10 protein-coding genes are annotated in these 14,181 nt (G+C 64.5%); 4 read left to right on the top strand and 6 right to left on the bottom strand.

Annotated elements, in window-relative coordinates:
• Positions 1 to 49 precede the first annotated feature (49 nt).
• Complete coding sequence (locus ABIE35_RS01175) at positions 50 to 1,219, top strand: cystathionine gamma-synthase (protein WP_089595868.1); 1,170 nt, start codon at positions 50 to 52, stop codon at positions 1,217 to 1,219.
• Positions 1,220 to 1,223: 4 nt separating this feature from the next.
• The gene (locus ABIE35_RS01170) at positions 1,224 to 2,477 is read left to right on the top strand and encodes a glycosyltransferase 87 family protein (RefSeq protein ID WP_354512063.1); all 1,254 of its coding nucleotides are present in this window, start codon (positions 1,224 to 1,226) and stop codon (positions 2,475 to 2,477) included.
• A gap of 101 nt (positions 2,478 to 2,578) precedes the next feature.
• Here the strand turns inward: ABIE35_RS01170 and ABIE35_RS01165 are convergent, their stop codons facing one another.
• Positions 2,579 to 4,729 (bottom strand): phosphocholine-specific phospholipase C, encoded by a 2,151-nt coding sequence (locus tag ABIE35_RS01165; protein WP_354512062.1) that lies wholly within the window; start codon positions 4,727 to 4,729, stop codon positions 2,579 to 2,581.
• 127 nt (positions 4,730 to 4,856) lie between these two features.
• Positions 4,857 to 5,672 carry a peptidoglycan-binding protein gene (locus ABIE35_RS01160; RefSeq protein ID WP_354512061.1) on the bottom strand — a complete coding sequence of 272 codons (816 nt, stop codon included), beginning with the start codon at positions 5,670 to 5,672 and terminating at the stop codon, positions 4,857 to 4,859.
• 213 nt (positions 5,673 to 5,885) lie between these two features.
• Between ABIE35_RS01160 and ABIE35_RS01155 the strand changes: the two genes are divergently transcribed.
• Together ABIE35_RS01155 and ABIE35_RS01150 are read left to right on the top strand one after the other, a co-directional pair.
• Complete coding sequence (locus ABIE35_RS01155) at positions 5,886 to 6,416, top strand: winged helix-turn-helix transcriptional regulator (protein WP_354512060.1); 531 nt, start codon at positions 5,886 to 5,888, stop codon at positions 6,414 to 6,416.
• On the top strand, positions 6,413 to 7,786 hold the full coding sequence (locus ABIE35_RS01150) for an MFS transporter (protein WP_354512059.1): 1,374 nt from the start codon (positions 6,413 to 6,415) through the stop codon (positions 7,784 to 7,786). The genes ABIE35_RS01155 and ABIE35_RS01150 overlap by 4 nt, the downstream gene beginning before the upstream one ends.
• Before the next feature lie 87 nt (positions 7,787 to 7,873).
• Here the strand turns inward: ABIE35_RS01150 and ABIE35_RS01145 are convergent, their stop codons facing one another.
• From ABIE35_RS01145 to ABIE35_RS01130, 4 genes are read right to left on the bottom strand one after another with little or no spacing between them, the layout of a single operon-like run.
• Entirely contained in the window at positions 7,874 to 10,966 is a 3,093-nt protein-coding gene (locus tag ABIE35_RS01145; RefSeq protein WP_354512058.1) for a glycoside hydrolase family 2 TIM barrel-domain containing protein, read from the bottom strand.
• Entirely contained in the window at positions 10,966 to 11,880 is a 915-nt protein-coding gene (locus tag ABIE35_RS01140; RefSeq protein WP_354230375.1) for a carbohydrate ABC transporter permease, read from the bottom strand. Before ABIE35_RS01140 ends, ABIE35_RS01145 begins: the two co-directional genes overlap by 1 nt.
• On the bottom strand, positions 11,877 to 12,824 hold the full coding sequence (locus tag ABIE35_RS01135) for a carbohydrate ABC transporter permease (protein WP_354512057.1): 948 nt from the start codon (positions 12,822 to 12,824) through the stop codon (positions 11,877 to 11,879). Before ABIE35_RS01135 ends, ABIE35_RS01140 begins: the two co-directional genes overlap by 4 nt.
• Complete coding sequence (locus ABIE35_RS01130) at positions 12,821 to 14,155, bottom strand: ABC transporter substrate-binding protein (RefSeq protein ID WP_354512056.1); 1,335 nt, start codon at positions 14,153 to 14,155, stop codon at positions 12,821 to 12,823. Before ABIE35_RS01130 ends, ABIE35_RS01135 begins: the two co-directional genes overlap by 4 nt.
• Between the last annotated feature and the right edge of the window lie 26 nt (positions 14,156 to 14,181).

Below are 14,181 nucleotides of genomic sequence, written 5' to 3'. Positions count from 1 at the left end.
CCCCGCCCCGGCGCCTATCCAATCGTCCAACGACCCAAGAGGAGCTTCCATGTCTGCCACCAACAACGCCGGCTTCAACACGCGCGCCGTCCACGCCGGACAGGCCTTCGAACCCCGGACCGGTGCTGTGGTGCCGCCGCTGCACTTCAGCTCCACCTATGCCCAGGACGGCATCGGCAACCTGCGGTCCGGGTACGAGTACGGGCGCGGCGGCAACCCGACCCGCGACGCCCTCCAGGAGCAGCTGGCCGCCCTCGAAGGTGGTACCGCAGCGTTTTCCTTCGGCTCGGGCCTGGCTGCCGAGGACTCATTGATCCGTGCGATCGCCCGCCCCGGTGACCACATCGTCCTGGGTAACGACGCCTACGGTGGCACCTACCGCCTGATCAACCGGGTCCTGGGCGATTGGGGCATAGGCAACACCCCCGTGGATATGTCGGACCTCGACGCTGTGGCAGCAGCAGTCGCCGCGAACAACACCAGGATCGTCTGGGTGGAGACGCCGTCCAACCCGATGATGAAGATCACCGATATTGAGGCCCTCGCCGCTGTAGCGCACGACGCCGGTGCCCTCCTGGTGGTGGACAACACCTTCGCGTCTCCCTACTTGCAGACCCCGCTTGCCCTGGGTGCTGACGTGGTGGTCCACTCCACCACCAAGTACATCGGCGGCCACTCCGACGTCGTGGGTGGCGCGATTGTGGTCAAGGACGATGAGTTGGCGGAGAAGATCGGCTTCATCCAGTTCGCGGTCGGTGCGGTTTCCGGTCCCATGGATGCTTTCCTCACAACCCGCGGACTGAAGACACTGGGCGTTCGCATGGACCGTCACAGTGACAACGGACAGGCAGTGGCTGAGTGGCTGCTGCAGCGTCCCGAGGTGGAAGCGGTGCTCTACCCGGGCCTCCCGGACCACCCTGGACACGAGCTTGCAGCGAAGCAGATGAAGAAGTTCGGCGGCATGGTCTCCGTTCAGTTCAAGGGTGGCGAGGCAGCGGCACGCACGGTCGCCGAGTCCACCTCGGTGTTCACGCTGGCCGAATCCCTGGGTGGCATCGAGTCCCTGATGAACTACCCGTCGGAGATGACTCACGCCTCCGTGAAGGGCACCGAACTCGCTGTTCCGGTCAACCTCCTGCGCCTTTCCTGCGGGATCGAGGAAGCCGAGGACCTGATCGCCGACCTTGAGCAGGCCTTTGCCAAGATCAGTAACGGCTGACACTGTGGCTTCTCCTTCACACACGGCGGCTCCCACCACGCAGCGGGGCTGGATCCTCACCGCGGCGGGTGCGCTGACCCTCGCCGTGGCGGTGTGGTTCCTCTACACGGACTACGAGCCGGCGCTGAACGACTTTGAGGTCTACTTCTACGGCGGTGGCAAAGTCCTGGAAGGCGGCGATCTCTACGCTGTCCGGGAGGGCCTGCCGTTTACCTACCCGCCGTTCGCCGCGCTGCTCTTCACGGGTTTGGCGGCCATGGGCTTCTTCGCCAGCAGCCTGGTCTTCATCCTCGCTGCCTTGGTGGGTGCGGGAGTGGTGGCTGCTTGGCTGGCACGGCACTACTTCGGTTTGACGGGCTGGCGCTCAGCGTTTGCCGACTACCGTTTCCGAACCACGGCCTTGGTGGGGGCAGGGGCCATCCTGCTGCTGGGGCCTTGGCGGGATACCTTCGTCTTCGGGCAGATCAACATCATCCTGATGGGCGTCATCCTGGCTGACTTCGCCCTGTACGGGAAAGTCCGCGCAGGTGAAATCCGATGGCCAGCAGGCCTCCTGATCGGCCTGGCCGCAGGAGTGAAGCTGACCCCGCTGGCGTTTGGTTTGTACTTCCTGGTGCGCCGCGACTTCAAAGCACTGGGGTGGATGGCTGGTGGCTTCTTCGGATCCATTGCGTTTGCCTGGGCGGTGCTGCCGCAGGCTTCCGTGGACTTCTGGACCAAGATCCTGCCCGACACCGGCCGGATCGGCGGACCGGCGTACGTGGACAACCTGTCCGTCAAAGGCCTGCTCCTGCACTTCGGCATGCCGGACTCTTCCTTCACCAATGTGGTGTGGCTGGTCCTGTCCCTGGGGCTGGTGGTCCTTGCGGGGCTCATTATCAAGTGGGCCGTGGACGCCGACGAGAACTTCATCGCCGTTTCGGCCACCGCCATCCTGATGCTCCTGATCAGCCCGGTTTCCTGGTCGCACCACTGGGTGTGGGTCGCCGTTGCCCTGCCCAGCATGGCGTTTGCCATGCACCGGGTACCCTCGCGATCCGGCCGGATGCGCACCGCCGGATGGATCATCGCGGCCTGCTCCACGGTTGCCTTCTTCATGACACCCAAGAACCTGGCCGTCTGGGCCGGAGCTGCGGAGTGGGGCAAGGACCCGCAGACCCAGTGGCAGCTCATGATTTCGTCCCTTGGCGTGGTGTGCGGAATAGCCATGCTGGTCTATTGGGCAGTGGCCTACCATCCCTCGCGGACCCGGAAGTAGCCCGCGAGCCCATCCGCGTAGCAATGAATCCGGCCCTTGGCCGCCCTCCTCACCGCTCTACGGTGGGTGGGGCGGACAAGGGCCGGATCACCCTTATGCGCCTAGCCTGAAATACCCTCCCGGCCGTCTTCCTCACGCCCGGTCAGGCGCCTCCTGAACGACCCATCATCGGCGGAGGTGAGCTGGAGATCGTACCAACCTTCCAGAGTGTCCCAGCCAATCTTCCTGGTGTGCCCGGCCTTCAGCTTCACGGTCTGGTTGTTCTCCGCGTACTGCAGGGACTCCAGCTTCACGGTTACTGTTGCCTTGCCGTCGTTGCGTACTTCCAGTTCCACGGCTTTCCTGCCGCGGCGGCCTGTCACGGTGACGTCGACGCCGGACGCGGCACCCGTCGTCGTGCCTTTCAGTTCGTACTGGTACCGGTTGGGGCCGGTGACGACGACGTCGAACGCGCCGGAGTTGACGGGGAAGTCCACCTTCTGGGTGCCGAGCACGTCCACGTGACGGGGTTCGGTGACCTCGCCGGCGTAGCCGTACACGGTGAAGTGGGTGGATCGGGTTCCCGTGTTCGTCAGCGTCAGCGTCAGCGCGGCGGCACCTGTTCCGGACTGGATTGTGGCCGAAACCTGCGGCCGGTAAGGGAGCGGGCGGGCCGGGCGACTGCCGGTTTCCTGCATCGGGGCCACCTGCACGGCCGGGGGATTCGGGCGCCAGCGGCTGATTTTGGCCGGCACTGCGCCCGGGTGGTCAAGGTCGGGGGGAGTGCCCGGGGAGGTGAAGTCGAAGACACCGGTCAGGTCACCGCAGACCTCGCGTCGCCACGGGGAAATATTCGGTTCCTCCACGCCGGTCCAACGCTCCAGGAAGCGCAGCACGGAGGTGTGGTCGAACACTTCCGAGCTGACGTAACCGCCCACTGTCCAGGGTGAAACTACCGTCATGGGCACACGCGGTCCCAGGCCGATGGGCCTGGCGGTGGTCCAGTCGGTGGACTCTCCCGATGCCGGACGCGGCTGGACGGGCGGAGGGACGTGGTCAAAGTAGCCATCGTTCTCGTCGAAGTTCAGGAAAATCGCTGTGCTGTCCCACGTGTCCGGGTTGCTGGCCACGGTATCCAGCAAGCGGTACACGAAGTTTGCGCTGCCCACCGGTGTTGAGGCGCCGGGGTGCTCGGAGTCGGCCGCTGACGGCACAAGCCAGCTGACCTGCGGCAAGGTGCCTTCGGTGATGTCTGTGCTGAGGCGCTCCAGGAGTGTGTCCGGACGGCCACGCCACATGGCTTTGTCGAACAGTGCTCGTTCGGTGTCAGTGAGGGTGGCACGGCCCTGCTCCAATTGGGCAAGGAGGCGGTCCTGATCAGCGGGTGTTTTGCCCTGAAGCTGGTCGTAGAACTCTTCGGTGGTGCGGAGGTTCCCATCCACCGAGGCAAGCATCTTGCGGCCGATCGCCTTGAACGTGGTGAAGTACTCCACAGCATTGTCCGTGAAGTTGTCCCAGTCCTGGTAGATCTTCCATGAGACGCCCGCCTTTTCCAGGCGCTCAGGGTAGGTGGTCCAGTCATAGCCGCCGTGGTCGTAGCCGTAAGCCGCGTTGGTGACGGCACGCTTGGTGCTGGCGGGCTCGTTACCCGTGGTGCCGCTCCAGAGGTAGTTGCGGTTGGGGTTGGTGGAACCGTTGACGGAGCAGTGGTAGGCGTCGCAGATGGTGAAGGTATCCGCGAGCTCGTATTGCAGTGGAATGTCCTGGCGCTCGTAGAACGTCATGGTGGAAGCGCTCTTGGCGGGAATCCACTGATCGCACCAGCCGTTGCTCCAGGCCGTGGTGGTGCCATTGAAGGAGTGGTCCAGATCGCCCAGGTACTGGATATCCGTGCCCGGCCTCCCGGCGAGTTCGGCTGCTTTGCGCAGGGAGAACGGCAGCACTGTTTCGCCCGTGGCGCGCGGCTGCTCGAACATGGACTTGCCGTTGCGCAGGCGGGCGACGGCTTTGTCGCCGTAGCCGCGGACCCCACGCAATGAGCCGAAGTAGTGATCGAAGGAGCGGTTTTCCTGCATGAGCACAATGACGTGCTTGATGGACTGCAGGCTTCCCGGTGGGACTGGCTTAGCCATGGCGGCCTGAACCGAGGGCGGCAGGAGGGACCCGGTGGCCGCCAGCGCCGTCGCTGCAGCTGCCGTGCCGAGGAAGCCGCGGCGGGAGAACCCTTGCGCTTGGGTTGAACGATTAACCATTTCAGGGGAATTCGAGGACATTCAGGAGTGCCTTTCGTGGTCAGAGGTGACCGGGTAAGCCTAAGCAGCCAGGGTGAACCTCGGGTGAAACAGGGGCAAACCGGCGGGGTGTGTCGCGCAGATCACATGGCATCCGCTCAGCCCACGCCTAGTTGAGGGCTATCACCAGCATCTGGTTGGTTCCCGGGATGCAGGTCTGCAACACGGCCTTGGGAAAGCCGCCGAAGACTGCCGAGACGTCACTGGTGGTCCCGCCCAGCGGAACCTGTCCGCGAGCGTTCACCGTGTAGGTTCCATAGCCAGCCAGAGTGACCGTTTGGCCCACGACGATGCCCGAGAACCGGTCCCACCCGCCGCAGTAGTCGTGCTCGGTGATGAACACCGCGAAGGCGTCGGTGGGGGTGTAATGGACCGGGCCGATGCACGCGTCCACCAGCTCCTGCCCGCCCGACCCGGCAATGTAGATGGTCCGGGCGGCCAGCTTGGCGGGTGCCGGGACCGGTTCGCTGACGGGGGCAACGTATTCCGCTGGTGGAATCACGACGGCGGCAGCCGGCACGGGCGCGGCAGCTGGGGGAGCGGCTGGGGGCTCGGGCGCTGGAGCCGGAGGAACGTCAGCCTGCTCCGGGGCGGCAACCTGCGGTGCCGCCGACGGTGACGTTGGGGCAGGAGGTGCTTCCTTGGGCGTGTCCCTTTCCACCGATGTCGTCACGACGGCGGGTGCGACGTGCCGCTCAAACGATGCTGCTTCGAGTGCCGTGGACGATTCCGGGCGCGCTAACTCCTGGCGTGTTGCCGAAGCAGCGCTTTGACCGGACAGCGGCGGCGTCATGGTGATGGCTGCGATCATGGCGCCGGCCAGCACCAAGGCCCTGAGGGGACTGCCCGGCCCTGCCCTGCCGGACCGGAGGGGTTGGCCTGTCGGCGGCGCGGTGTGCGGTTGTGGCTCGCCCTGCAGAGTCATGGGAACTCCAAGCGGGAGTGGATCCGCTGTGAAAGCCGGAACGGATATTCAGGAATCCCCAGACACTTTCGATTCTAAGAACCCGATGGACCTTTGAGCACCCGTGGTGGCTACTCGTCTTTTCTACGAAACGACGTGGGTACTACTTGGCTCAATGGCATGTTCTTGGGCCGGCACCTGGCTTTCTTGAGAAAAGTCAGCTACTTTGACCCCATGCCTCTTCGCTCCGACTGGTCCGCCCGCACGTGCAGCCTGGCCCGCGGGCTCGATGTCCTTGGTGACCCTTGGGGAAGCCTGGTCCTCCGCGAGATCTTCTTCGGCAACGGCCGGTACGAGGCCATTAAGCAACGCCTGGGGGTTGCGGACAACGTCCTCAGCAAACGGCTTGGCTGGCTGGTTGAGTCGGGTCTGCTGGCCCGGCGCGCCTATCACGACGGCACCCGCACCCGTCAGGAATACGTCCTCACCGCCAGAGGCGAGGACGCACTGCCCGTCTTGAACGCCATCATCATATGGGCCGGGAAGAACCTGGACGCACCCAATGAGGTGTCCCACATGGAGGTGGTCCACACGGACTGCGGTCAGGCAACATCCTCCGCCGATACCTGCACTCACTGCGGCACCAACCTGACCGCAGCCAACACCAGCTGGCACAGCTTCACGCGCAGCGAGCATCCGCTTCCACTGGCCGTCGCGCCGGAAACCCGCCCACCTTCTTCCCTTGAAACGGAGATCCCCGCATGACCCCGCCCGAAAAGACAGCCCAGGTCAAAACATCGGGTGCTCCCACCGGCAGACGCAGACGCATCCACCCCGCCTGGATCGTGGCAGCGGTGGCCTTCCTGGCGTTGGTGGGGGCAGCAGGATTCCGTGCGGCACCCGGCGTGCTCATGGTTCCGTTACAGGAGGAGTTCGGCTGGTCAACAACGGTGTTGTCGCTGGCAGTCAGCATCAACCTGGTCCTGTTTGGCCTGACGGCGCCGTTCGCGGCAGCGCTCATGGAACGCTTCGGCATCCGCAAAGTGACCTCTCTGGCGCTGTGCCTCATCGGTTTGGGGTCGGCCCTCACCGTGTTCGTGAACCAGTCCTGGCAGATCCTGCTGACCTGGGGTTTGCTGATCGGCCTCGGCACAGGCTCCATGGCCCTCGTGTTCGCGGCCACCATCGCCAACACCTGGTTCGCCAAGAGCCGTGGACTGGTGATCGGGATACTGACCGCCGGGAGTGCCGCCGGGCAGCTGGTGTTCCTTCCCTTCATCGCCGCGCTCGCCCAGAACCCGGGGTGGCGCGGGGCCTCGCTCCTCATCGCCGCCGGTGCGCTCGCCGTGGTCCCGCTGGTGCTGCGCTGGCTGCGGAACTCACCCGCCGACGTCGGGGTCTTGCCGTACGGCGCCCAGGAACCGGTCGTGCGGGAGCCTCGTGCGCACGAAGCTGACACCCAGGCAGCCGACGCCGGAGCAACCACGCCGGCGACAAAGGATTCCGCGAACGCGGCTGTCCGTGCCTTGCAGGTGCTTAAACGGGCCAGCAAAGTCCGCACCTTTTGGGCCTTGGCGGCAGGCTTCGCGATTTGTGGAGCAACCACCAATGGACTGATCGGCACGCACTTCATTCCGTCGGCGCACGATCACGGCATGCCCGAAACCACAGCGGCTGGCTTGTTGGCCGTCGTCGGGATTTTTGACATCGTGGGGACCATTGCTTCCGGCTGGCTGACCGACCGTTTCAACCCCAAAGTGCTGCTGGCGGTGTACTACCAATTCCGGGGAATCGGGTTGCTGGTGCTGCCGTTGCTGCTGGGCTCGACCGTGGAGCCGAGCATGATCATTTTCGTGGTGGTCTACGGGCTCGACTGGGTTGCCACCGTGCCTCCCACCGCAGCTATCTGCCGCTCAGTCTTCGGTGCGGACGGCTCCGTGGTCTTCGGTTGGGTGTTCGCCGCCCACCAGCTTGGAGCCGCAGTGGCAGCACTGTTGGCCGGTTTCATCAGGGATGCCACCGGACATTACAACTACGCGTGGCTGGGTGCGGCTGCCATGTGCACCGTGGCTGCGGTCATCAGTGCCACCATCCGGAAGGACGCCGTGAAGAAGGAGCCTGTGGCGGTTTCCTGACTGGATATTGCCTGGGGCTGGTTGTGGGGCCCGCTCTGCGTGCCATCCCCACCGGGAAGGACGCAGAGCGGGCCCCGCAACGCTCCGTCAGCCCGACTGGCCGTCAGTGATCCGGAACGTCAGCGTCCGGGCTTCGGGGCGCAACGCATACTCCGGCCAAACGTCCGGTCCGCACGCCCTGGATCCGAGGCCGTGCTGGGCAGCATCGAGGTAGAGGAAGCTGCCCTTGCTTTCCGGCAACTCGTGCGGGTGACCAGCTGCCGAGATCTCCTGCGCTGTGTGCCGGGAGAGAGTAAACCCGGGCAAGCGGCCACGGGAGTCTGGAATGGCATCGAGCGTCAGCCAGGGTTGCCCGGCCTGCTGCAGGTCAAGCGAGCGGACAGCACTGCGGTGTCCCGATTCCTGCGGCTTGGCGTACGGCACCGTGAGGTCATCGATGCCTGCCTCGTACCGTCCCACCAGCGTGGCGTGCATGCTGTCCGGGTAGGATTCCCGGGGTCCGGTGCCGAACCACGAGGCCCGGTCCACGGACCCCGGAAGGTCGAATCGCACTCCTACCCTTGGCCAGATGATGTCCCAGCCCGTGCTGGGGACGATGTCCACGCGCAGGAACAGTTCGCCACCGGCGAGCTGCCAGTTTTCCCCTACTGACACCCACTGGGCGGCATCTGCAGCGGCATAGCGGGTCTGGACCACAACTCCGGACTCGTCGGCAGAAATCTTCTCAACGCGGGCTGTGATCCGGTCCAAACCAGCAGCGCGCCATACCGCTTCCATGGACGGGGCAGGGGTGCCGTTGCCGTTGTTGAGCCACGGATCGGCGTGGTCGTAGCTGCCACGGCCCGCACCGGCGTCGTTGTCCGTAGGTGCGCGCCACAACTCCAGCCGCGGACCGGAGACCGGCAGTCCGGCAAGTGAGACCAATCGGCCGTCCTCAAAGGTGGCAGGGCCCAACGAAAGTGTTCCTTGGACAACGTCAGCCGCACGTTCGGCGGACGCCAGGGGGCGCGGGGCGCTCAGGCGGGGACGGGCTTCGGTCAGTTCGAACTGCGCCGCAGAGATCACATGGCCGGCCTCAGCCCACGGGGTGTCCTTGCGGAGGACAACCTCTGCCGTCAGCCAGTGCTCACCGGCTCCCACGGATGCGGGCTCCGGCAGGGCGAGGCGTGCAGTATCACCAGCAGCGAGCTGCCCGCCGGCCGGCGTCACGATATCGAGCTCACCGGAAGCAGCAAGAACACCATCCAGCTCGGTACGCCAGCGCAGTACGACGTCGGACGCGTCCGACGTGTGCCGCAGATTGGCGACGGAGACGTAACGGCGCGTGCCGCCGTCGGACGCTTCCGTGGAGAAGCCCAAGCGGATCGGTGCGACGATCTGCTTGTACTCGAAGAGGCCCGGGCTGGGCGTGGAGTCGGAGAGCACCATGCCATCCATCACGAAGTTGCCGTCGTGCACAACCTCGCCGAAGTCGCCCCCATAGGCGAAAAACTCCGTGCCCTCGGCCGTCGTGGTGCGGATGCCGTGATCCCGCCATTCCCAGACGAAGCCGCCGTGCAGCCGGGGGAAACGGTCCACCAGGTCCTCATACTGGTCGATCGCGCCCGGACCGTTACCCATCGCGTGCACGTATTCGCACAGGATGAACGGCTTGCTCCGCTGCCGGGCGGACTCCGCAGCGGAGCAACCCAGCAGGAGCGAGCCGGAATCGTCGCGGCCAATCGCTTCAGTTTCGGGAACGGAGGAGTACATCCGCGAGTAGACGTCCGTGTAAGCGCCGGTGTAATCGCCCTCGTAGTGGACAGGCCGGCCGCTGTCCCGGGCATGGGTCCACGCCGACATTGCCGCCAGGTTGGAGCCCGTGCCGGATTCGTTGCCAAGGGACCACATGACGATGGACGGGTGGTTCTTGTCGCGTTCCACCGTGCGCTCCATACGATCCACGTAGGCTTCACTCCAGGCGGGATCGTCGCTGGGATTACCTACCCAGCCGTGCCGTTCGAAGCCATGGGTCTCAAGGTCGCACTCAAGAATGACCCAGAAACCCATCTCATCCGCGATGTCCAGCAAGCGCGGGTGCGGCGGGTAGTGGCTGGTCCGGATCGCGTTGACGTTGAACTGCTTCATCAGGGCAAGATCGGCCCGGGCGAAGTCCTCATCGAAGACCCTGCCGCGGTCCGGGTGAGTCTCGTGCCGGTTGACTCCGTGGAACACCACGCGCCGGCCGTTCACCAGGAACTGGTCACCCTTGATCTCCACGGTACGGAAACCCAGGCGCAGCGATATGGTCTCGCCTTCGCTTTCCACCGTTGCGTTGTACAGGCGCGGAACCTCTGCGGACCAAGGTTCGACGGCGGTGATCGCCACCGGGGCGACGTCGGCAGGGGAGTCCCAGACGACGTCGACGTCCAGTTCCGGAACTGACAGCCGAACCGGGTAAGCGGCGTCGTTAGCGGTGATTTCAGGGTCGATCACGCCTGAGCCGGCGGTGTAAGAGGTCCGCAACCAGACGTCGTCGATGCCCTTCTGAGGGCGGGACTGGATGCTGATGTCGCGGAAGATGCCAGGCAGCCACCACTGGTCCTGGTCCTCCACATAGCTCGAGGCGGACCATTGATGGACGCGGACAGCCATCACGTTGCGTCCCGGGCGGAGTACCTCGGTCACATCAAATTCCTGCGCAAGCCGGCTGCCCGTTCCAACACCGATTTCGACGCCGTTGAGCCATACCTTGTAGCGGGACTCGACGCCGTCGAACCTCAGCACTGTCCTCCCGGCGGCGTCCCAGGTTGCCGGGACCTCGAACCATCGGCGGTAATCGCCCGTCGGGTTTTCGTCCGGGACGTGCGGCGCATTGGCAGGGAAGGGAAACTGGACGTTGGTGTAGATGGGGCGCCCGTAGCGGCCCTCACCCTCCAAGACCCAGTGGGCCGGAACCGGGATGGTGTCCCAGCCGGAGTCGTCCAACGCCTCATCAGCAATAGCTTCGATGTCCTCCCCGGGAGGAAGGACTCCGCGTCCACCCGGCGTACCGGGAGCGCCGGGGAGAAACCGGAACCGCCACTGGCCGTTGAGGGACAGGGTGGGGGCGTCAGTGTGCAGCCAGGACCGGGCCGGCACTCTCTTGCCGGTACCGGGGCCGGTATCGGTGATGTAGTTGACGTCGGGTGACGGGGTCATTACTTAACGGCTCCTTCTGTCAGCCCGCCGCGCCAGAAGCGCTGCAGGACAACCATGGCAATGCTGAGCGGAATGATGGAGAGCAGTACTCCACCGGTGGTCAGTTCGTAGAATTCGGGCAAACGGTCAACCTGGCTCAGCCAGTTGTTCAGGCCGAGCGTGATGGGGTAGAGCTCCGAGTCGGACAACATGACCAGGGGCAGGAAGTAGTTGTTCCAAATGCCTACCAACTGGAACAGGAACACGGTGACCAGGGCCGGCGTCAGTACCTTCAGCCCAATGGTGTGGAAGATGCGGAGTTCGCCGGCGCCGTCGATCCTGGCTGCCTCAATCAGCGAGGTATCCACGGTGGCCTGGGCATAAATCCTGCAAAGGAACAGGCCGAATGGGGATACCAGCGAGGGCAGCAGGACGCTCCAGTAGGTGTTCGCAAGGCCCATCTGGCTGAACAGCAGGAAGAGCGGCAGGGCGGTTGCCGTGCCCGGCACCAGCACGCCGCCCAGGATGGTGCCGAATACCAGGTTCCGGCCACGGAACTGGTACTTTGCCAAGGCATAGCCCCCGGCTGCGGCAAAGTACGTCGCCAGGAGGGCACCGACGCCGGCGTAGATCGCGGAGTTCAGGAACCAACGGCCAAAAATGCCGTTGTCGTAGCTGAGCACACGGCCGATGTTTTCCCAGAGGGAAAACGTCGGGGCGAACCAGAATCCGTTGGTGGAGAAGAGATCGGCCGTGGACTTGGTGGAGGCCACGACAACCCAGTACACGGGAATCAGGAAGTACAGCGCCACGACTACCAAGAGGGCGGTGACAATGATGGTGGACGACCGCCGTCGTCCGGCGGAGCGGTCCGGACCCGCGGATGGTGTGCTGCGGACGGGGGCTGTGGGTTGTTTGGTTGCTGTGGCGGTCATGAGGACTTCCTGTTCGTCAGTGCGAGGAAGGCGAAGGAAAGGGCGAACGCGGCCACGGCGATGATGACCGACTGGGCTGCGGCGACGTTGTAGTCGTTGTACGCGAAGGCCGTGGTGTAGGCGCTGAGGTTGGGGGTGTACTGGCTGTCGATGGCGGGGGCGACCGTCTTGAGTACCTGTGCTTCGGCGAAAAGCTGCAGGGTTCCGATGATGGAGAACACTGTGGTGAGCATGAGGGCCGGACGAATCAAGGGCAGTTGGATGCTCCTCGCCACGCGCCAGGTGGAAGCGCCGTCTACCTTGGCTGCTTCATAGAGTTCCACCGGGATGGCTTTGAGCTGCGCCACGATGATCAGCATGTTGTAGCCCGTGTAGCTCCACGTGACGATGTTCGCGATGGACCAGAGCACGCTGTTGGCGCCGAGGAAATCGGGGGTGAGGCCCACAATCTTCGCGGCGTCGAACAAGGGGCTCAGGCCGGGGACATACAAGAAGGACCAGAGGATGGTGGCGATGACGCCGGGAACGCCATAGGGCAGGAAGTAGGCGGCGCGGAAGAAGCCCGGCCACTTTGCCGAGGCTGATTCGAGCATGAGGGCCAGCACCGTGCACAAGACGATCATGACGGGCACTTGGACGATGCCGAACAGCAGCATCCTGCCGACGGACGCAACGAAGCTGCCGTCGGCCAAGGCCTGGGCGTAGTTGCTGAAACCGGCGAACTCACTCCTTACCCCTGCCTCGCCGAACAGTCCGCTGCGGGTCACTTTGGTGAAGCTGGACATGATGGCCACCACTATGGGCAGCAGGAATGTGAGGACGAAGAGGGCAAGGAATGGTGCAAGCAGCAGCCAGGGTGCACGTGCGGCGGCGCCGTTCCGCTTGCCTCCGCGTGCTGGGGCGGCGGGACGCTGTACTGTGGGTGCGGTGCGGGTGGTCGTCATGCCGTTTCCTTCCGGATGGTGAGGCCCTTGTTCTTGAAAACGGTGATGATCTGCTGCTCCGAAGCGGCGATGGAATCCACCAGCGACGTCCCGAAGGCTTTCTTGCGGAAACCGTCGCTGAGGATGTTGAAGGACTGCTGGGTCACCGGCCACCAGGACCAGTCCGGGTTCTGCTGTTGGGTGGCGGGGACGAAGACTTCCTGGTTGTATCTCTGGCCGCCGAAGAAGGCCGAGGGCTGTTGGCGGGCCGTGCCAATGAAGTCAGGGTTGGGTGACCAGCCGATGCCACTGTGCTTGATCTGGGCGTCGATACCCTCTGTGGACGTGGTCAGCCACACGGCGAACTCGAGTGCTTCCTGAGGGTGCTTGCAGTTGGCCAGGACTGCAGCCGTGGAACCGCCGAGGTAGCTTGAGCCGAAGCCCGTGGCACCCCATGTGGGCATCGCTGCGGCGCGCCATTTTCCTTCGGATCCGCTGACACCCTGCACCAGGGCATCGCCCCAGCTGCCGGTGATGGTCGAGGCAATCCCGCCCTTGCCGGCAGCGGCAAACCAGCCCGGGGAGAAGGCGCCGTACGCGGTAGTGACGAGGTCGTCGTCGATCGCTTTATCGAAGAAGCGCGCGGTGTTAAGTGTGGCGTCATCGGTCATGTTGATGACCCAACCATCCTCCTCCGGGCGCAGCCACTGCGCACCGGCCTGGCCGGCAAAAGAGGCAAATGGAGAGGCATCACTGATGGGGAAGCAGTCCAGGTAGCTGTCCACGGAGCGAAGTTCGGCGGCCAGGGCAGCCCATTCGTCCCAGGTTTTTGGGATGCTGCCACCTACCTTGTCCAGGATGGCCGGCTGGTAGAACATGCTCATGGGGCCTGCATCCTGGGGGATACCGTAGACGCCTCCGGTGTAACTGACCTGCTTCCACAGGGTGGGATCGTACAGGTGGGCGTGGTCGTTGGCGCCGTAGCGCGAGAGGTCCACGAGTCCATTCACCAGCATGAACTCCGGGATGGACCTGAATTCAACCTGTGCCAGGTCCGGCCCGCCTCCTGCTGCCAAGGCCGAGTAGAGCTTTTGGTACCCGCCGGAGTTGCCTCCCGGGATCCACACCACGTCCACTTGGATGTTGGGGTGGGCAGCATTCCAGACGTCCGCAACGTTCTGGAAGTCCTTGAGCCAGGCCCAGTAGGTCAGCCGCACAGGCTCTCCCGCGGCCGGGATGGTGGGGGCAGCGTTGACGGACTGTGTTCCAGGAGTTGCGCACCCGGTCAGCAAGCCCATGGCTGCTGTTCCCAGGCCAGCGCCCAGGAGTTGTCTTCGCGTGAATCGGGTCATAAGCCTTCACCTCTTCGTGTCAGGTT

It is taken from the genome of Paenarthrobacter sp. 4246 (assembly GCF_040546855.1).
Lineage (GTDB): Bacteria > Actinomycetota > Actinomycetes > Actinomycetales > Micrococcaceae > Arthrobacter.
The sequence above is the reverse complement of the archived record's forward strand: the minus strand, read 5'-3'. Positions and strand labels throughout refer to the sequence as shown.